Origin of the sequence: Protofrankia sp. BMG5.30, assembly GCF_001983005.1 — a bacterium.
Taxonomy (GTDB): domain Bacteria; phylum Actinomycetota; class Actinomycetes; order Frankiales; family Frankiaceae; genus Protofrankia; species Protofrankia coriariae.
In genome coordinates, this window is record NZ_MOME01000052.1 from 1 (window position 1) to 17,347 (window position 17,347).

At 68.4% G+C, this 17,347-nt stretch carries 18 protein-coding genes, 2 tRNA genes and 4 pseudogenes; 9 read left to right on the forward strand and 15 right to left on the reverse strand.

From position 1 onward, the window contains the following. The 6 genes and pseudogenes from BL254_RS27930 to BL254_RS21975 all read right to left on the reverse strand — a co-directional run. Nucleotides 1-233, reverse strand: a pseudogene (locus BL254_RS27930) (site-specific integrase); the annotation flags it as partial. A gap of 82 nt (nucleotides 234-315) precedes the next feature. After that, nucleotides 316-540, reverse strand: a complete 225-nt coding sequence (locus tag BL254_RS21955; protein ID WP_139342449.1) for a hypothetical protein — start codon at nucleotides 538-540, stop codon at nucleotides 316-318. A gap of 91 nt (nucleotides 541-631) precedes the next feature. Further along, nucleotides 632-707 (reverse strand) — tRNA-Glu (locus tag BL254_RS21960). Nucleotides 708-924: 217 nt separating this feature from the next. Then, nucleotides 925-1,647: a hypothetical protein gene (locus BL254_RS21965; protein WP_047225139.1), complete on the reverse strand. Its 723-nt coding sequence runs from the start codon at nucleotides 1,645-1,647 to the stop codon at nucleotides 925-927. Nucleotides 1,648-1,753: 106 nt separating this feature from the next. Further along, nucleotides 1,754-3,562 (reverse strand): carboxylesterase/lipase family protein, encoded by a 1,809-nt coding sequence (locus BL254_RS21970; RefSeq protein ID WP_076844923.1) that lies wholly within the window; start codon nucleotides 3,560-3,562, stop codon nucleotides 1,754-1,756. 263 nt (nucleotides 3,563-3,825) lie between these two features. Continuing rightward, nucleotides 3,826-4,410: a hypothetical protein gene (locus tag BL254_RS21975; RefSeq protein WP_047225140.1), complete on the reverse strand. Its 585-nt coding sequence runs from the start codon at nucleotides 4,408-4,410 to the stop codon at nucleotides 3,826-3,828. Between the two features lie 488 nt (nucleotides 4,411-4,898). On the opposite strand from BL254_RS21975, the gene BL254_RS21980 reads away from it, so the two are divergent. Both BL254_RS21980 and BL254_RS21985 read left to right on the forward strand, forming a co-directional pair. Continuing rightward, nucleotides 4,899-6,182 carry an acyl-CoA dehydrogenase gene (locus tag BL254_RS21980; RefSeq protein WP_139342450.1) on the forward strand — a complete coding sequence of 428 codons (1,284 nt, stop codon included), beginning with the start codon at nucleotides 4,899-4,901 and terminating at the stop codon, nucleotides 6,180-6,182. 47 nt (nucleotides 6,183-6,229) lie between these two features. Next, nucleotides 6,230-6,487 (forward strand): DUF6158 family protein, encoded by a 258-nt coding sequence (locus BL254_RS21985; protein ID WP_043604429.1) that lies wholly within the window; start codon nucleotides 6,230-6,232, stop codon nucleotides 6,485-6,487. A gap of 119 nt (nucleotides 6,488-6,606) precedes the next feature. Here BL254_RS21985 and BL254_RS21990 read toward each other — a convergent pair whose 3' ends face one another. Together BL254_RS21990 and BL254_RS21995 are read right to left on the reverse strand one after the other, a co-directional pair. Further along, nucleotides 6,607-7,413, reverse strand: coding sequence for an ABC transporter permease (locus tag BL254_RS21990; protein ID WP_013871890.1), 807 nt, complete (start codon nucleotides 7,411-7,413; stop codon nucleotides 6,607-6,609). After that, nucleotides 7,410-8,342 carry an ABC transporter ATP-binding protein gene (locus BL254_RS21995; RefSeq protein ID WP_076844925.1) on the reverse strand — a complete coding sequence of 311 codons (933 nt, stop codon included), beginning with the start codon at nucleotides 8,340-8,342 and terminating at the stop codon, nucleotides 7,410-7,412. The genes BL254_RS21990 and BL254_RS21995 overlap by 4 nt, the downstream gene beginning before the upstream one ends. A 316-nt stretch (nucleotides 8,343-8,658) precedes the next feature. Here BL254_RS21995 and BL254_RS22000 point away from each other — a divergent pair. Next, a tRNA-Lys gene (locus BL254_RS22000) sits at nucleotides 8,659-8,731 on the forward strand. Nucleotides 8,732-9,136: 405 nt separating this feature from the next. Then, nucleotides 9,137-9,847 carry an IS6 family transposase gene (locus BL254_RS22005; protein WP_076844927.1) on the forward strand — a complete coding sequence of 237 codons (711 nt, stop codon included), beginning with the start codon at nucleotides 9,137-9,139 and terminating at the stop codon, nucleotides 9,845-9,847. A gap of 90 nt (nucleotides 9,848-9,937) precedes the next feature. Here the strand turns inward: BL254_RS22005 and BL254_RS22010 are convergent, their stop codons facing one another. Beyond that, complete coding sequence (locus tag BL254_RS22010; RefSeq protein ID WP_083731301.1) at nucleotides 9,938-10,372, reverse strand: PIN domain-containing protein; 435 nt, start codon at nucleotides 10,370-10,372, stop codon at nucleotides 9,938-9,940. Then, a complete protein-coding gene (locus tag BL254_RS22015; protein ID WP_254858392.1) occupies nucleotides 10,369-10,605 on the reverse strand; it encodes a CopG family transcriptional regulator in 237 nt (78 codons plus the stop codon). The genes BL254_RS22010 and BL254_RS22015 overlap by 4 nt, the downstream gene beginning before the upstream one ends. Nucleotides 10,606-10,928: 323 nt before the next feature. Between BL254_RS22015 and BL254_RS22020 the strand changes: the two genes are divergently transcribed. Beyond that, on the forward strand, nucleotides 10,929-11,222 hold the full coding sequence (locus tag BL254_RS22020; RefSeq protein WP_047225142.1) for a ribbon-helix-helix protein, CopG family: 294 nt from the start codon (nucleotides 10,929-10,931) through the stop codon (nucleotides 11,220-11,222). 485 nt (nucleotides 11,223-11,707) lie between these two features. Here the strand turns inward: BL254_RS22020 and BL254_RS22025 are convergent. Then, nucleotides 11,708-12,556 (reverse strand): annotated as a pseudogene (locus BL254_RS22025) (radical SAM protein); the annotation flags it as partial. Between the two features lie 58 nt (nucleotides 12,557-12,614). Between BL254_RS22025 and BL254_RS29650 the strand changes: the two are divergent. Together BL254_RS29650 and BL254_RS22035 are read left to right on the forward strand one after the other, a co-directional pair. Further along, nucleotides 12,615-12,783 (forward strand): annotated as a pseudogene (locus tag BL254_RS29650) (IS6 family transposase); the annotation flags it as partial. 19 nt (nucleotides 12,784-12,802) lie between these two features. Then, nucleotides 12,803-12,949 (forward strand): SDR family NAD(P)-dependent oxidoreductase, encoded by a 147-nt coding sequence (locus tag BL254_RS22035; protein ID WP_235433850.1) that lies wholly within the window; start codon nucleotides 12,803-12,805, stop codon nucleotides 12,947-12,949. A 91-nt stretch (nucleotides 12,950-13,040) separates the two neighbouring features. On the opposite strand, the gene BL254_RS22040 is transcribed toward BL254_RS22035, so the two are convergent. The 3 genes from BL254_RS22040 to BL254_RS22050 all read right to left on the reverse strand — a co-directional run bounded on the left by BL254_RS22040 (nucleotide 13,041) and on the right by BL254_RS22050 (nucleotide 16,036). After that, nucleotides 13,041-14,045: an NADP-dependent oxidoreductase gene (locus BL254_RS22040; RefSeq protein ID WP_076844929.1), complete on the reverse strand. Its 1,005-nt coding sequence runs from the start codon at nucleotides 14,043-14,045 to the stop codon at nucleotides 13,041-13,043. Nucleotides 14,046-14,245: 200 nt separating this feature from the next. Then, on the reverse strand, nucleotides 14,246-15,301 hold the full coding sequence (locus BL254_RS22045; RefSeq protein WP_047225145.1) for an aldo/keto reductase: 1,056 nt from the start codon (nucleotides 15,299-15,301) through the stop codon (nucleotides 14,246-14,248). 48 nt (nucleotides 15,302-15,349) lie between these two features. Further along, nucleotides 15,350-16,036, reverse strand: coding sequence for an SDR family oxidoreductase (locus tag BL254_RS22050; protein WP_047225146.1), 687 nt, complete (start codon nucleotides 16,034-16,036; stop codon nucleotides 15,350-15,352). A 113-nt stretch (nucleotides 16,037-16,149) separates the two neighbouring features. On the opposite strand from BL254_RS22050, the gene BL254_RS22055 reads away from it, so the two are divergent. Continuing rightward, nucleotides 16,150-16,710: a TetR/AcrR family transcriptional regulator gene (locus BL254_RS22055; protein WP_047225147.1), complete on the forward strand. Its 561-nt coding sequence runs from the start codon at nucleotides 16,150-16,152 to the stop codon at nucleotides 16,708-16,710. 79 nt (nucleotides 16,711-16,789) lie between these two features. Then, entirely contained in the window at nucleotides 16,790-16,978 is a 189-nt protein-coding gene (locus BL254_RS22060) for a hypothetical protein (protein ID WP_047225148.1), read from the forward strand. A gap of 47 nt (nucleotides 16,979-17,025) precedes the next feature. Here the strand turns inward: BL254_RS22060 and BL254_RS27935 are convergent. Continuing rightward, nucleotides 17,026-17,278 (reverse strand): annotated as a pseudogene (locus BL254_RS27935) (Tn3 family transposase); the annotation flags it as partial. Between the last annotated feature and the right edge of the window lie 69 nt (nucleotides 17,279-17,347).

Below are 17,347 nucleotides of genomic sequence, written 5' to 3' on the forward strand. Positions count from 1 at the left end.
GGACACGCCTTCGACCATTCCACCTCCACCGCCCGCAGGAACCGCCACCAACGCAGCAACGCAAACGCATAGCTACGAATCGTCGCGGCCGAACATCCCTGCGCTACAAGATCACGCAAGAACCGTCGGACCGGCTCGACCGGCCTATCCRCCTCGTCCACCACACAGAACGGCTCGACACCAACCATCGGGACCACCCGACCCCACTCCGGCAGATCGATCAGATCAATCACACGATCACAATTATCGGACATCCGCACGCAGTCCTCTCACTCGGAACTGCGTGACAGTTACCGACGGGCCACCACCCGCCGCCTACGACACGCTGACCCTCCGCCCGGTAGTCCGGTCAACAGTTCCGATCACGGAGAGATCCACGGCCGGCGCCACAAGTGGGGCCACGTACGCGGACACACCGAGCCTGATGCCCAAGGCCCAGACGTTGCCAAAGGCGAAGAGGAAACTCAGCGCCACGACCGCGCCGATCAGAAAATTGATCATTTTGACGGTGGAGCTGGCCCGGCCAGCCTCCCGGCTCACCGCTGGCTCCTCTGTACCGGCAAGTCGAACTCGCCCGAGATGACGAGCTGGCCAGCAGTAGTTAAGGAAGATGACCATGCACGGGTCTGCGTGGTGCCCCCAACGGGATTCGAACCCGTGCTACCGCCTTGAAAGGGCGATGTCCTAGGCCGCTAGACGATGGGGGCGGGCGGCAACGATCGGGCTGGGTTCACAGCTCGGACGCGGCAACGTCTGCCGTCGGTACGGCATGCCGAGCATAGGGGATGGTGGGCTGTGACGACAAACCGCTTCCGTCCGCGGCTCGCCGGACCGGCGTGAGGCGAGCCGGGCGAGACGAGGCGAGCCGGGGCGGTCAGGCTGCTTGCTCGGGCGGGGCCGGCCGTGTGTCCGGCTCCGGTGGAGTCAGGTGGCCGTGAGCGCGGGCCGTGGGTCCACCCTGTGGTACCGGGTGCGGAAGAACGCCCGGACCGGGCGTCCGCCGATGGCCAGGTTGTGTGTGATCGGCACTGGGCCGCTCGGGTACGTGACGTCGAACGACATCGTCACGGTGTCGGCCCGCTCCAGCGGTGTGTTCGGGTCATAGACCCGCAGCGTGACCGCGGTCTGGCGTTGCTCGTAGGCATAGGCGAGCGCCTGGTGGTTGTAGCCAAGCTGGAAGGGGTTGTAGGAGCGCACTGTGATGATGCCGAGCGGGGACAGTACGCCGCGGTCGAGGTCGAGGCGMACCCGTGGCCACTCGTCCACAACGGTGATCCGTCCGGCGCCGCGCAGCGTCAGTGACGACCGGGTGGTGTCCGCGTCCAGGGCGGACATGAGCCGGTAGTAGCGGGCGACGCCACGCGGGATGTCGAAGCTGTCGAACAGCCGGCGGGAGAGGTAGCGGTACAGCGGCGAGTCGGGCGGCGGCACGTCCTTCGACGTGGGCGGCGGCAGCTTCGCCTCGAAAAGATCGCGAGTGGTGTAGACCATGCCCCCGCACAGCCCGCGGCTGGCATCCCCGATCGGCACCCGACCGACACCCGGAATCCTGATCTTCATGACGGGCTGCCTGGGGAAGTCGTTGGTGAAGGGAAGGGCCTGGCCGCTCGGCAGGAATCCGTCCACGGCGGCATGGGCRTCGACCATCGATGTCTCCTTCTGCCTTCGCCTGGAGCGGTATGTCCGTCCAGGGTCCCATCCGGACGGGATGGGCAGAAGCCAGCGGAAACCGGCAGTCGGCAGCCGGCTCCGCTCACCGCTGCCAGGTTGCGCAGTGATGGTCGTCGGCGAGGGTGCTGATCGGATGGATGTCACCGGGTGTGATCGTCAGCGTCTGTGCCTGCTCGGTGGTGCGGACCGGCCAGGTGGGCGGCGACGTCGTGGGGAGCGTCCGGCCGGCCGCGCCCACGCCGTTCCTCCCGTCTGCCGCTCCGGCCGGCGGCGTGTTCGGGTTGCCGGTGGCCGCGAACCTCGTCCAGTATGCGATCATTGTGGCGGACAGTTCCCGGTGGACCTTGCCGGGCCACTGCCGGTCGGCGTCCGGGATCAGGTAGCCAAGCTCCCATCCGTGCGAGGCACCGGGGAGTGTGTCCGGAACGTACGGGGCGCTGCCGGGCAGGTCGAACTCGTAGGAGAAGACCGGTACACCGGCCCGCGTCAGCATGGACGCCGAGGTCACGCTCGGGCAGGTGAACAGCGCGTCGGTGATGACGCGGGCGAGCCGTTCGGTCGGCGGCGCCGAACCTGGCGGATAATCCCTGAGGACGGCGCCGATCCTGTCGTGGAAATGCTGGTCGAGGATTTCGTTCACCTGTTGGTCGGTGAGCCTTCCGGCCCGGTCGCTCCAGGGCTCGGTGAAAATGCGGCCCTCGTCCTTCACCGTCCCGATGATGACCGGCACTTTCGCGAAGGTGCCGGTGGCAATGGCCGTGGACAGCGGTGCCGGCAGTGTCCGCCCGCCTGTCACGGGCGCCCACGGGAACGGGCTGAGGATGTCGGTCTGCTGGTCGGCCGCGGCGAGCACGTCCCGGGCGGGTAGCGCACGCATGCAGGYCGCTGCCCGGGCGGGGTCGGCGCAGCCGAGTCTGCGCGCGACGTCGGTCCCGGTCCGCTCGGCATCCGGCATCGCCAGGAACGGCCATGAGCACGGGCCGCTCTGCACGATCGCGCGATGGAACAGGCCGGCCGCGGGCGGGGAGGCAAGCAGCGCGCAGGTACCGATCGCCCCGGCCGACTCGCCGAAGACCGTCACGTTGCCGGGGTCGCCGTGGAACGCGGCGATGTTGTCGCGGACCCAGCGCAGCGCGGCTGTGATGTCCTGAACCGCATATGTTCCGGAGTCACCCGGCTGTGGCTGCCCGTTCTCGGACTGGCTGTTCCCGGATTGCCCGCCCTCGGCGTTGAGCGAGGGCAGCGCCAGATATCCCAGAATTCCCAGGCGGTATTCGACCGAGACGACAATCACCCTGCCTGCGGCGGCGAGCAGGCTTCCGTCGTATTCGTTCGCGGAGCCGCCGACAAAACCGCCGCCGTGGATCCAGAACATCACCGGTAGCCGGCCATCGCCTACCCGGTCGTTGCCGGCCCCGCCGCCCGTGTCGCCGTTCGGGCCGGGGCTGCTGGTCAGGCCGCCGTCCGTGCCGCTGTTGGTGTCCGTGGCGGGGACGTGAACGTTGACGAAGAGGCAGTCCTCGTCGGACTGTTCGCCCAGGCCACCGTCGTCCGGGCTGCCCTGAAGACAGGGATGCGCTTTCTTCGTGGCATTCCGGATACCCGGCCAGGGCACGACGGGCTGGGGTGACCGCCACCGTTGGTCACCGACCGGTGGTGCCGCGTACGGAATTCCATAGAAGGACGTGTCCAGGGCGGTATGTGCGCCGCGGACCGTACCACCGGTCACGGACACGACTGTCGGGCTGGTTCTCGTTGAACCGCCACCGTCCTGTTCACGGTCGTCACGCGTCGAGTCGGCCGAGCATGACGTGACCGTAAGGCAGAGGATGATGACGAGGAGCAGTGACACCGCGCCCGACGCCATACTCCGGATACGGACCGGCCCCATGGCTGCTCCCCGGTGTCATGGTCCATATCCTCGACCGGTTCATGTTCCCGATGGTTCATGTCGGTGGTCGGCGTGCTACTTCCTGGCGCTGTGTTTCCCAGAGCGGCGCTTCCGTGCTTCCCGGTGTGCTGCTTCCCCGTGTGCTGCTCCCGCATTCATTCCTTGCGTATTCTAACGGTGACGGCAGTTGGCCGTCCGCTGTGCGGCCGGGTTCCCGCCAGCACCGGCGTGGTGATCGTCGACTGGTGATCGGAGTCGACGATTCAGCGATCGGAGCCGACGCCGACGAGGGTCTCCGTTTTGTTCGCCTTGCGGGTCGCCGCGACGGGTCCCCGCAGGCCGGCGGCCAGGCGGATGGTCAGAAGGCCTACCGGTGGGGGCTGYGGTGTCTTCGTGGATGCCGCGACGGGGAGACCGCCACCGCCGTTACCAGGGCCTGTCCCCGCTGCCGGTGTTCCGGAAGGCGGCGCGGGGACAGGGGTGGTGGTCGTTCTTCCCGCGTTCGGGGCCAGGACCGCCCGGCTGATCGGCAGGGAGGGCTGCGCGATCGGGCACGAGACCGCCCGGGTCGCAAACCCGATGTGGAACGCCCCCTGAACGCCGGGGGGCGCGTCGGGATGGCAGCGGGCGCCCGCGAGGAGCGTGTCCCCGAGGTTGCTGTTGTCCACAGTGATGATCGGGTTGAGCTCTCGGGTGGCTCCCGTGGGATCCGTGTCCCTGAACAACGTCGCGACCGGCCCGGCCGCCGCGACGGTCATCGCGAGGATCAGTGCCTGCAGGGCCAGCCTGCCGCTGTTACGGTGTTCCAGACGGGCACGGGAGAGCGGCGGGAACGCCCACCTGGGCACATACCGCGTTGCATGCCTCGGCGCATGTCGCACAGTGCGATGACCCGACGCGCGACGGTTATCGCGTCTGTCGTGGTTCCTGCCGAGACTGCCGTGACGGCGGCCCACAGCCATGGCGGCATCGCACGACATCGTGCGGCACCTCCACATCCTGCGTATCCTGGTCCGTCGCCCATGGTTATGACCGACACATCCGATATGAGCGGCAGGCTAGCTGGTTCTGGTGCCATGCGTAGTGTTGTCGCCACGTGTTGGGTAAGTGTGGATGTTATGTGGCCGACAGTAAAGAGCGCTGGGGTGGGTCACGTTTGGTGTCCGCGGAACGGGACACAAATCCATCACCCTCCGATGCATCGGGGATACCAACAGCAACGCAACTGGCGGTGACAGGATGTGCGGCGGCGTCGGGCGGCCGTCCACGCATGTACACGGCATCACACGGCATCACATGGCATGCACACCGCATCACATGGCATGAGGTGGTCCTGATGGCAACGAGTGTCACGACGGCCGGCCCGTTCGACATCCCGCTCGACGTCCCACCGGGCGCGGATCCGGACCGGGCGCTGCCCGCTGATCTGTCGGATCCCACCCGGACCGGTGCGGCGCTCGGTGTGCTCGTCGAGTCCGGCCGGCTCGATCCTCCGCTGTCCGCCGCGGGCTCCACCGCTGCCCGCTGGCGCGTCCTTGCCGACCTTGCCGTCAACGACGTCACGCTGGCGCGACTGGCAGCCGGGCACGCCGGCGCGGTGGCGATCCTGAACGATCTGGACGGACCGGTGCCGCGGCGTGACCAACGGTGGGGGGTGTGGGACATCGACACCCCGGTGAGCCCGCTGGCCGCCCGCTGGGGCCCGGACGGCTGGACGCTGCATGGCGCCAGGCCGGCCTGTTCAGGGGCGCGGGTACTCACCCACGCGCTGGTGGCAGCCGAGATCACCACCGCCGAGGCGGGGGAGGCGCGCCAGCTGTTCGCCGTGCGGCTGGACGACCGCGGCATCGCGGTGGCGGCCGGTGGGCGGGCGTCCCGGGCGATGGCCGGCGCGGACACCGCGACGGTGCTCTTCGACGGGGCACGGGCCGTGGCGGTTGGCGGGCCCGCCGAGACGTCCGGCCGCTCCGCCACGGCCGCCACGGCGTACTCGGACCGGCCCGTGTTCTGGCACGCCGCGGCAGGGGTCGCGGCGTGCTGGTTCGGCGGCGCGATCGGAGTGGCCCGCCCGCTGTTCGCCGCCGGCCGCCTCGACCGAACCGATCACGAAGGCCGTTCTGGCTACGAAGGCCGTTCTGACCATGAAGGCCGTTCTGACCATGAAGACTGGACCGTCCACCATGGATCCGTCAGTGGATCCGCCAACCGCTATGGGGCCACCGGCCGCGGCGGGCCCGGCGGCCACCACTGGTTCGCCGACCGGCGGGGACGGCCGCTGGACGCGCGTGCGCTGGTCCATCTGGGCCGGGTGGATGCGCTGCTGATGGCCGGGCGCTGCGTCCTGGAGACAGCCGCACGGGAGATCGATGCCGACCCGGGCGACACCGGCGGCTCGGCGCGGCGGCGTGCCCTGCAGGTGCGGGCCGCGGTCGAGACGTGCGCGACAGAGGTGATCGACCTGGTGGGGCGCGCGCTCGGCCCGGGGCCGTTGTGCTCCGACCGCGGCTACGCCCGGCGCGTCGCCGACCTCGGCTTCCACCTGCGGCACAGCCACGTCGAGCATGATCTCGAGACGCTCGCGAACGCCGTCCTGGACGATCTCGACCCGTTCTGGTGGTGACTGACAGTGAGGTGGCCACGGCGGGTCAGGTGGGTATCGATGACGGCATGAAGCATCGTCCTGAAGGCGTCCCGCCGGGTGATCTCTCCGACGAGGATCTCGTCCGCGAGGTGGAGCACCTGCACGCGACCCGGCACGACACGTTCCTGCACGGCACCGGGGACGCGTTCGACACGCACACGTCACGGATGCTCAGCCTGGAGTACGAATACCGGCGTCGGTTCGCGGCGGTGCTCACACCGGACCCGCTACGGACCCGTGCCGGCAGTCGCCGGGCCGCCGCCGCGGGCCGTGCCGGCTCGTGAYGTCCCTGGCCTGACCGCAGCGTGCGGCCACCCGACGCCCGGCGGCCTGACCGGCCGGTGGCTGTCACCGGCTCGTCGCAGCCCCGGGCCGGGCCGGGCGCGACGGGTGGTGTGCCGGGTCAGCTTGTGATGTCCCGGGTCGCGAACACGATCCGGGCCAGGACGAGCATGGTTATGCCGTAGCCGCCCTCGAGCATCAGTCCGTGCTGGATGCTGGACCAGGGGACCGGCGCGCGGAACAGGTCGACGAACGCCATCCAGTAGTGCGTGGGCAGGTAGGGCTGAATGACCTCGGCGGACGGGATCTGATCGAGCACACCCGCGGTGACCAGGATGCCGAGCGCRCCGAGCGTGGCCGCGAGCGGCGTGGACGTGATCGTCGACAGGAACAGCCCGCAGCCGGCGATCCCGAACATGGACGCGGCCACGAACAGCGCGGACAGCCCGATCCGGATCGCCGCATCCGGCAGGGAGAAAGGCGGCCCCCCACCGGACAGCGGCTGGATGGGAGCGAGCCCGAACAGCGCCCAGCCGACCGTGAACGCGGTCGAGGTCACCGCGCTCACCGCGATCAGCAGAAAGGCGATGATCGAAATCATCTTGGCGGCCAGCAGCCGGCCCCGTCCGACCGGGCGTATCACCAGATAGCGCAGAGTGCCGGCGCTCGCCTCGCCCGCGATCGCGTCCCCCGCCAACAGAAGCACCGCCACTGGCAGGAACAGCGGCAGGACGAGGGCGAGGGCCGCGACCGGGAACCACGTGCCGTTGCGGACGACCTCGGCCAGGAACGCCGGGCCTATCGGCTTCGAGCCAGTTCCGCTGATCTTCAGGAAGATGGCGACGATGACCGGCAGCGCCGCGAGCATCAACACCGACACCCACGTTCGCCGCCGCAGCAACAGCAGGCGCAGCTCGACGCGGATCACTGCTCGTCCTCGGCCGGCTCCCAGCCGCCGCCCCCGTCGCTACCGGTCAGCTCGAGGAAGACGTCCTCAAGCGTCCGTCGTTCCACCACCAGTTCGTGTACGCGCACACCGGCCGAGACCAGCGCGGCGTTGAGCGCCATGGGGTTCAGCGTCCGCGCGATGAGGGAGTGCCCCTCCCGGCCCTCCAGGACACGCTCGAGCAGGTGCGCGGCAAGATCGGAATCGGGGGTGCGCAGGGTCACCCGGCCGGTCGGGCCACACAGCGCKTTGAGCGAGTCATGGGCGACCAGACGGCCGTCACAGACGATCGCTGTCTCGGTGCAGAGCATCTCGACCTCCGCGAGCAGGTGCGAGGACAGGAAAACGGTCGTTCCCGCGGCGTTCAGCTCGAGCAGCAGGTCACGGATCTCCCGGATGCTCTGCGGATCAAGCCCGTTCGTCGGCTCGTCCAGGATGAGTAGTTTGGGATGCCGCAGCAGCGCCGCGGCAAGGGCAAGCCGCTGTTTCATCCCCAGTGAGAACCTGCTGATGGGCCGGTCGTCGACGTCGCCGAGCCCGACCCGTTCCAGGGCGTCCTCGATCCGCTTGCGGCGCGAGCGCCGGGCACCGCCGCGTCCGGCCGAGTCGAGAGCGGCCAGTTCGACCCGGGCGGGCAGGAAGGTGTGGAACGCGGGAGCCTCCACGAGCGCGCCGACCTTGGGCAGCACCTGCCGGGCATGACGGGGCATACTCCGGCCGAGCAGTCGGACACTGCCGGCGCTCGGGCGCACCAGCCCGAGCAGCATCCGGACGGTCGTGGACTTGCCCGAGCCGTTGGGGCCGAGGAACCCGAACCGGTCACCGGTCGCCACCTGCAGGTCGAGGCAGTCGACCACGGTCCGGCCCCGGTAGCGTTTGGTCAGCCCATCCGCATGTATCGCGAACGTCATGTCGGCTCCCGCCCGTCGTCGGCAGCGGGTTCGGCGGCGGGCACGGCGACAGTAGGCGCAGTAGGCATAGTGGCGGCGGGCATGGGACGGCCACGCGTCAGGGCTGGCGGGGCATCCGGACCAGGCCCCACCCGCGGCCGGGGGAGCCGCCCCGGCCCGTCGGAGCAGGATGATCGCAAAGTGGGCACTGTAGTAGTAGGCACTGTAGTACTAGTAAACCGGGGCTATTACGTGCCATCGACAGACGGGGGCAGATCGGGTCCACTGCGCCCACCCCGCGTGGGAGCTCGCCACGGCAGGTACGATCAGGCCCAGCGGGCCGTTAGCTCAACTGGTAGAGCAGCAGACTTTTAATCTGCGGGTTCAGGGTTCGATCCCCTGGCGGCCCACATTTGATCATGGCTGCGACCTGCGGTGATCCCATTTTTTAGATCTTCCTTGGAAGATCATCTGAGGTTTGTGGGCTCAATGCGGGCTCGAGCCGCACGATCTTGTTCGTCGGGCGATGGTGTGGGCTCAACGCCATGATCCTATTTTGTGACGCTGTGTGTCCGTCGGCGAGTTGACGAGGTCGGATTCGGTCCTTCGCGGATGAGATCGCACGGCAGCGCTCCGGGATGCCACGCACCGGGGCGAGGTTTCGCCAACCCGCGCTCTCCTTGCTGGCGGTAAGTACGCGCAGCGGCCGGTCGAGGTCAGGCAGCAGTCATCTGGACTCTCGGTGCTCCCGTATATGGGGTCTGTTGCGTTGCTGAGGTCCGCCGTCTCGACGTCTGACCAGGCATGATCGAGTAATGCGTCGACGTCCCGTCCGTCCGCCGGTCCCGGCATCGGAGTTCACCGGCTTCCGGTTCCCACCCGAGGTGATCGTGCTGGCGGTGCGCTGGTACCTGCGCTACGCCCTGTCGTACCGAGACGTCGAGGAACTCCTCACCGAACGCGGTCTCGTCGTCGATCATGTGACCGTGTACCGGTGGGTGCAGCGGTTCACCCCGCTGCTGATCGACGTTGCCCGGCCCTGCCGGCACATTCCCGGGGACCGGTGGTTCGTCGACGAAACCTACGTGAAGGTCACCGGAGAGTGGATCTATCTGTACCGGGCGGTCGACCAGTGCGGGCAGGTCATCGACGTGTTCGCCTCCGACCACCGCGATCTGGCCGCAGCACGGCGGTTCTTCACCCAGGCATTGTCGCACGGCCACCGCCCGGTCGAGGTGACCACCGACCAGGCGGCGGCCTACCCAAGGGTCCTCGACGAGCTGCTGCCCGCCGCCCACCATGTCGATGCCCGGCGGGCGAACAACCGGATCGAATCCGACCACAGCCAGCTCAAAGCCAGACTCCGGCCGATGCGCGGACTCAAACGCCTCCGTTTCGCCCAGACGGTCAGCTTGGGGCATGCGTTCGTGCAGAACATCCGCCGCGGCCACTACGAACTCGGCGTCGACACCGACCCGCGGCTGCGGGTGTCGGCTGCCTTCACCGAGCTCACCCTGGCTGTCTGATCAATATTCAGGCAGGGTCCRCCATGTCTTGCTTTCCCATAACGCAACAGACCCGCCGAGACGGCGGACTTCGCCAATGCAACAGTGCCGTCACAGGTCGTCCGGCAGGAGACGGAACGCCTTGTGGTTGCTGAGCGGACGTATCGCACGGAAGTCTCGCCGGTCGAGCGTGAGAACGCTGTCGGTCTCGTACCGCTCCGCCAGCACCACGTTCACTGCGTCCGCCAGGTCCAGGCGCAGGTCGGCGTACCGGCTCTGGACCGTGCGAGCCTTGCGGAGAGTATCGGCTGCCACCTCTGGGACCAGGATGCGCATGGCGCCTTCCTGTTGTAACARCCAGTCATTGACTTTATAGGCGGCCTTGCGGTCGACGTTGCGGGTGATGACGTGCTCGACTTCAGCGAACACCAGCGGGGAAACCAGGGTCACGGACGCCTCGCGCAGTGCCGCGCGGGCTGCCTGGTGTTCCGGATTGCCAATGTTGAAGGCGGCCATGAGGCCAGAGGTGTCACCAACGACGATCACGTGGCAATGCCAGTCGTGCCGTTTTTCCGGTTGACCGCTTCATCGATCGCTTCGCGGACGTCATCTTCGGTGAGCGGGCCGCCGAAGTCGAGTGCCGGTATGTCCCAATCGCCGGACCATCGGCGGGCGTGCAGCGCGGCGATACGGAACGCCTCGCGAAAATACTCGGATTCGGGCCGGCCTTCACGCGCTGCCGCCTCCTTGACGATCTGCAGGTATTCCTCCTCGACCATGACGGTCGTCTTCTTCAAGGCCATAGGGTTATGGTACCACCACCAGCAATATTGATCGCGATCGCCGGCTCTCGCGGGCGTTGCGGATGTCGCGTCATGCTCCCACTGTCCGTGCCCGAAACTCGTCCGTGGGTCCTGACCAGGGCTTCTGCACCACGGGTCAGCGCGACGAACGATCTACAAGCCTTCTGTACCGCCGTGATGGGGACGGCGCACCCTGCGGGTGCCAGAAACCCGGATCGGGTCACATCGATCCGGTTGACAAGGCCGGGATCGCCGGTCGAAGATTCGCAGAGTCGATCTTCGGGACTACCCGGCAAGCCATGACAGGTCGMGCGACCCGCGCTCGGCGGGATGCCGTTCGCGCCGAGCACACCGCGGAAGAAGCCGAAGCCGCTGAGGTCGAAGCGCTGGAGAACGAGCAGATCGTGGTGTCGGTGCGGGTACCTGCCTCCCTGGCCGAGACCCTCAAGGCCCGAGCCGCTGTCGAGCACATACCCACCTCGGCACTGATCCGGCGCATCCTCACCCGAGCCGTGCACGATCCTGAATTGCCGGTGCTGACCGTCGATCAGGTCGAGGAGGTCGCCCGACGTATCTTCCGTGAGTCGGCATGAGCATGAACGTGTCGCGGCAGGGTGGGCGGTGACGTCACAACCGATGTGGGTGGTCGAGCGGTGTTCCGGTGTGATGATGATCGAGGTCGAAGAGATTCGTCGAATACTGCGGGTGACGCGCGCGATTTCCTGTTAGCCGAGAAACCGATTGGTGCTGTGGGCTCATTGCGGGTGCGGGCGTTGCGAACCTGACCGGCGGCGCCCGGCACCCCCGAACAACTGAAATTATCCTAACCTGCACGTTCGGGTATTCTCGGGTGCGGGTCGGTATGTTTCGGCAGGTATTCCAAGGTTCTTCTTGTCGCCCGCCGATCCCGCCGGCGCCCGGCCGGGCTGGCCGACACCGCGATCGCCGGCGTGTTCGGAACGGCTGGCATCGCGGTCCGTTCCCCTCGACGGGGCGGAGGCCGACAGCGTGGAGGCGGCCACCGGGCCGTYGAGGGCTGAGCGGACGGCGCGGGGTCAGGCCGAGCGGCGGTGGCCGCTGTGCTGCTGGTGCACGTAGAGCTCCCGGCGGTGCGGGCGGTGGCGGCCAGGGYGCGGATGCCGAGGTGTTTGCGGTTGAGCACTGCCTGGGTGGCGACGAGCTCGCGGTAGAACTCGTCCAGGGGGRGCCGGGTCGGAGTGACGGCGTGCTGGATGTCGAACAGGCGGTAGTCGAGGGTGGTGAGCCGCTGCGACTGGGTGTGCCAGATCTCCGTGCCCGGATAGGGGGTGATGACGGTGAGGTGGACGATCTCCGGTACCGACAGGGCCCACTCCCGCACCAGCCGGAACCGTTCGGCGTCCCAGTCCGGGTCGGCGATCAGGTTCACCGCCACGGTGATCCCGATCCGGCGGGCAAGCTCGAGCGCCCTGATGTTCTCGTCGGGGGAGATGCGCTTGTGGAACAGGTCGAGGCCCTCGGCGTCCAGTGCCTCCATGCCGAGGAACATGTAGGTCAGGCCGAGCCGGTGCCACCGCTGGAAGACCTTGGGATGGCGGAGCAGGACGTCCGCGCGGGTCTCCAGGTAGTAGCGCTTGCGGATGCGGCGGCGCTCGATCTGGTCGGCGATGGCCATGCCGTGCTCGGGTTTGATGAACGCGACGTCGTCGACGAGGAAGACGTTGGGCTCGCGGATGGAGGCGAGCTCGTGCCCGGCGGCGTCCGGTGACATACGCCGGTAGCTGCGGCCGTAGAAGGTCCAGGCGCTGCAGAAGGAGCAGTCCCACGGGCAGCCGCGGGTGAACTCGACTGAGGCGCAGGGGTCGAGTTCACCGATGAAGTAGCGGTTGCGGTGGGGCAGCAGGTGGCGGGCGGGCAGCGGTTCGTCGAGCGAGGGCAGCATGGTCGGGGGGCTGTTGCTTTGGCGAGGTCCGCCGTCTCGATGTCCAGYCAGGCATGATCGAGTAATGCRTCGACGTCCCGCCCGTCCGCCAGTCCCGGCATCTTCAGTTCACCGGCTTCCGGTTCCCACCTGAGGTGATCGTGCTGGCGGTCCGCGGGTACCTGCGCTACGCCCTGTCGTACCGGGACATCGAGGAACTCCTGACTGATGCTGGCCAATGCCGGCATCATGTCCTTCGGCACGGTGGCCGAGATGACCGACGCCACCTGGCAGCAGATGATCGACACCAATCTGACGGGCGTGCTCCACGCCATGCGGGCCGTGCTGCCGACGATGATCGCGCAGGGGTCGGGGTGGATCGTCGCTACAGCGTCGATGGCGGGCAGGGCGGGCATGTAGAACCTTGGCCACTACGTCGCGACGAAGTGGGGCGTGATCGGGCTGGTGAAGTCGGCGGYGCGGGAGACCACGGCACACGGGGATCACGCCCTCACGTCATCGCGACGACGACCTTGCCAGMCCTCGCGCGGCCCTTCTCGACGTACTCCATGGCCTCCCGGGTCTCCTCGAACGGGAAGACACGGTCGACGACGGGACGGATCTTCCCGGCGTCGATGAGCGGCGTGAGTTTGCGCAGCTGGTCGCCGCTGGCCTTCATGAACAGGAACGAGTACGTGACGTTGCGGCGCTTGGCGCGGCGCCGGGTCCTGAAGCTCAGCGCGCTCATCGCCAGTCGGAGGATCGCGTTCGCGCCCAGCTCGCGGGCGAAGGCCGCGTCGGGAGGGCCWGCGATGCTGATGACCTTCCCGCCGGGCTTGAGTACCTGCAGGGACTTCTCGAGCGTCTCGCCGCCGAGGGTGTCCAGGACGACGTCGTAGCCGTGAAGGACGGTCTCGAAAGCCTGCTTCTTGTAGTCGACGACGACGTCCGCGCCGAGCTCCTTCATCAGGTCGACCTTGGCCGTGCTCGCGGTGGTGGCCACGTGCGCGTCCAGCTGCTTCGCCAGTTGGACGGCGATGGTGCCGACGCCGCCGGAGCCCGCGTGGATCAGGACCTTCTGGCCTGGCTGCACCTGTGCCCGCTCGACCAGCGCCTGCCACGAGGTCAGGGTGACCAGGGGAAGCGACGCGGCCTCCTCCATGGTGAGCGTGGCCGGTTTGATCGCCACGTCGTCCTGGTGGACGGCGATGAGTTCGGCGAACGTGCCGATGCGGTCCTTGTCKGGCCGCGCGTAGACCTCATCGCCCACCGCGAACCGCGTGACGGCCGATCCCACCTGGACCACCACCCCGGCGAGGTCGTTGCCCAGGATGAGCGGGAGACGGTACGGCAGGATCGCCTTGAAGTCCCCGTCGCGGAGCTTGAGGTCCAGCGGGTTGACGCTCGCCGCGTGGATCCGGACCRGGATGTCGTCGGCGCTCACCTGCGGGTCGGGCATCTCACCGGCGCGCACGCCGGCCTTGTCGCCGTACCGCTCGATCATGAAGGTTTTCATCGTCGTCTCCGTCGCCCGTCCGCGAGGGGCGGGATCTCTGTTCATCCTGGGCTTCTCCCAGTACGAGACACTTTGTGGCGTTTGCTTCGGTCTCTTGGAGCCCCTCGCCGATGCGGCGGGCGGCCATCACCGGCGCGGCATCTGCCGCGGGCCTCAAGAGCAGCGCCGCTAACGGGAACCAGCCGCAATGCCTTCGGGCGTCAGCCCACCGGTGCGGCCGGGGCGATGACGCGGCTGGAGTCGCCTCCCTGGATGACGCCCAGGGATCCGGCGATCGCCTCGTGAGGGACTCCGAGGGGCCCCGCACTGACTTCCGACAGGCGGGCGAACTGCTCGGGGGTGAGCTGGACGTCGAGTGCGCCCAGGTAGTTGTCGAGCTGGGTGAGGTTGCGCGGCCCGATGATCGGAATGAGCGAGGTCGCGGACCGGGCGGCGCGCTCCCGCACCCAGGCCACCGACACCTGGGCAGGCGTTACGCCGATCTCCTCGGCGATGGCCAGGACGGCATCGACGACGGCGGTCTTCTGGTCGGTGCTCTCCGTGTGGATGACCGCCCCCAGGTCACTCAGCCGCCCCTCGGTGCTGTGGCGGTACTTTCCGGTGAGCAGTCCGCCGCCGAGCGGGGACCACAGGGCGGCACCGAGTCCGAGGCTCTCGGCCATCGGCAGTAGCTCGCGGTCGGCGGTCCGCTCGACGAGGCTGTACTCGTTCTGGATGCCCACGATGGGCGCCCAGTTCCTGAGGTCCGCGAGCGTCACGGCGCGGGAGACACGCCAGGCGGGGAAGTTGGACAGGGCGGCGTGGTGGATCTTGCCGGACCTCACCAGGTCGTCGAGCCCGCGCAGGATCTCTTCCATGGGCGTGAGCTCGTCAGGGAAGTGCACCCAGAGCAGGTCGATGTAGTCGGTGCCCAGGCGCGTCAGGCTGGCCTCCACCGAGGCGATCATGTTCTTGCGGCTGTTGCCCGTCTTGGAGACGCTCGGCTGGGGCGCGGCGCCGAGGGTGAACTTGGTGGCCAGGACGAAGTGGTCCCGGTCGGCGGAGACGAATTTCCCCGTCAGCTCTTCCGACTCGCCGAACTGGTAGGTGTCCGCGGTGTCGAGGAAGGTGCCGCCTGCTTCGGTGAATCGGTCGAAGATGCGGCGCGCCTCGTCCGGTTCGGCGCCGGCACCCCAGCCGGTGCCGAAGTTCGCCGTGCCGAGCGCGTACTCGGACACGCGCAGTCCGGTCCGATGTCCGAAGGTCGTGTATCGCATCAAGTGTCCTTCCTCGAGGGTCGACAGGGGCAGGCGGCGGTGTGCGCCTCACGCCGCATTCGGCGAAGCGGCCAGGCTCTGCCTGACGTACCGGGTGGTCTCGTCGGCGAGGATCTCGGGCAGGCCCGTCTCGATGCCGTACAAGGCCTGGGCGGCGACCTCGGCGGGGTCGGTCTTCTGATCGGCGGGCACGCCGGCGGCCATGTCGGTGTCCATGTATCCGACGTGCAGCGCCGAGACGATGATGCCGCGGGGTGCCAGTTCCTCCCGGGCCGCGTCGGTCAGCGCCCAGGCCGCGGCCTTGGCCGCGGCGTAGGACCCGAGGCCGGCCGGGTGCAGCCAGGACAGGACCGACAGGATGTTGAGCACGGCGCCGCCGCCGTTGCTCTCGATGACGGGGGTGAAAGCCCGCGTCACGGCGAGCGGCCCGAAGAAGTTCGTCTCCATCTCCAGGCGCACCGCGTCCAGGCCGCCCGCGATCAGCGGCGTGGCGGTGGAGATGCCGGCGTTGTTCACCAGCAGCGTCGCGTCGGATGCGGTGCGGGCCGCGGCCCGGATCGACTCCTCGTCCGTCACGTCCAACCGCAGCGGGGTGACGCCCGGCAGGTCCACCGTCTCGGGGCGGCGGGCCGCCGCGTACACGTTCGCTCCGCGCTCCACGAGCTGGGTGGCCAGATGCCGCCCGAGCCCCCGGTTGGCGCCGGTGACCACCGCGACCGCGTCCTTCAGTTCCATGCCTGCTCCCAGCGTTGCGGGCGCCAAGCGGGCCCGCACAAGTTAGATCACGATGACAATCTAAACTCTAGCCTAAGATAGATGCCAATCGACATCCAATCGGGAGGTGGCTGATGGGCCGCGTATCGCAGGCGCAAGCGGAGGAGAACCGTCGGCGGGTCGTGGAAACCGCCTCCCGGCTGTTCCGGGAGCAGGGCACCCACGTCAGCGTCGCCGACCTGATGAAGGCGGCCGGCCTGACCCACGGCGGCTTCTACAAGCAGTTCGCCTCCAAAGAGGCGCTCGTCGACGAAGCCACCGCCCACGCGTTCGACGAACTCACCCAGCTCCGCAATGACGGACTCGAGCAGCACGCCGGGCAGCGCGACGCCGCCCAGCAGGCGTTGATCGACACCTACCTCTCCATCGAGCACCGCGACAGCGCGGCAGACGGGTGCCCCGCCGCCGCACTCGCCACCGACATAGCGCGCGAACCAGGAGATCGCGAGGCCCGCCGCGTCTACACCGAGGGAGTGAGTGACTTCGTCGAGTGGCTCGCGACCGAGGACCAGGACGGCATCGCCCGGCTGTGCACCATGCTCGGCGCACTTGTCCTGGCCCGGGCCACCCAGGGCTCCCCGCTCTCCGAGGAAATCCTCACCGCCGCGCGCGCAGCATTGACGGCAACCAGCTGATCAGGGACACGGTGTCGGGCAGCACGCCGCAGGAATTCACCGGCCCGTCAGGAGGAGCGGCTGCACACGCGGCCGACGCGTGGCGATCCCAACGATCGGCATCGGTCCCGGAAGCGGCTGCGACGCGCAGGTGCTGGCCTGGGCGGCCGGTGAGGGGCCCGAGGAAATTCGCGGGCCGGCGGGTGATCTGCTGCTGGCCACGGGGCGAGCCGCCGGGCTCGCAGGCGCGCCCGGGCCAGGTGCCGACCGGATCGCGGCAGCGCTGTAGGTATCTGTGCCGAGGAACGTGTCACGGAGATGGTTCGAGGCAGGGCATCATTCCTCGTCGGCGTCCTCGGGCGCGTCCGGATTGCGCAGCGGGCGCAGGCCCTGGCCTGGCCCGCTGGAGCGGAACTCGAAGTGGTAGCGGCCCAGGAAGTCGATGTGCCGGTCCTTCAGCGGGAAGAGGAGGGCCACCTCCTCTTCCTTGAGGTCGTGGCCCTCGGCACGCAGCTGGGCGACTGCGGCGTCCAGGTAGCGGGTGTTCCACCAGGACCACGGCGTTGAGGACGACCTCCAGACTGGCTAGTGCAACGTTCCTCGTTACGGCTGTAGATCGTCTGTGCCGGTGGATCCTGGCGGGAAGGCGGTCTTTCAC

Bases quoted from the DNA above. Each gene is read 5' to 3' on its own strand.
- BL254_RS21980 (WP_139342450.1), top strand. From the start codon at position 4,899: ATGGCAACGAGTGTCACGACGGCCGGCCCGTTCGACATCCCGCTCGAC.
- BL254_RS21985 (WP_043604429.1), top strand. From the start codon at position 6,230: ATGAAGCATCGTCCTGAAGGCGTCCCGCCGGGTGATCTCTCCGACGAG.
- BL254_RS22015 (WP_254858392.1), bottom strand. From the start codon at position 10,605: ATGGTCGAGGAGGAATACCTGCAGATCGTCAAGGAGGCGGCAGCGCGT.
- BL254_RS22045 (WP_047225145.1), bottom strand. From the start codon at position 15,301: ATGCGATACACGACCTTCGGACATCGGACCGGACTGCGCGTGTCCGAG.
- BL254_RS22005 (WP_076844927.1), top strand. From the start codon at position 9,137: ATGCGTCGACGTCCCGTCCGTCCGCCGGTCCCGGCATCGGAGTTCACC.
- BL254_RS22050 (WP_047225146.1), bottom strand. From the start codon at position 16,036: ATGGAACTGAAGGACGCGGTCGCGGTGGTCACCGGCGCCAACCGGGGG.
- BL254_RS22035 (WP_235433850.1), top strand. From the start codon at position 12,803: ATGACCGACGCCACCTGGCAGCAGATGATCGACACCAATCTGACGGGC.
- BL254_RS22055 (WP_047225147.1), top strand. From the start codon at position 16,150: ATGGGCCGCGTATCGCAGGCGCAAGCGGAGGAGAACCGTCGGCGGGTC.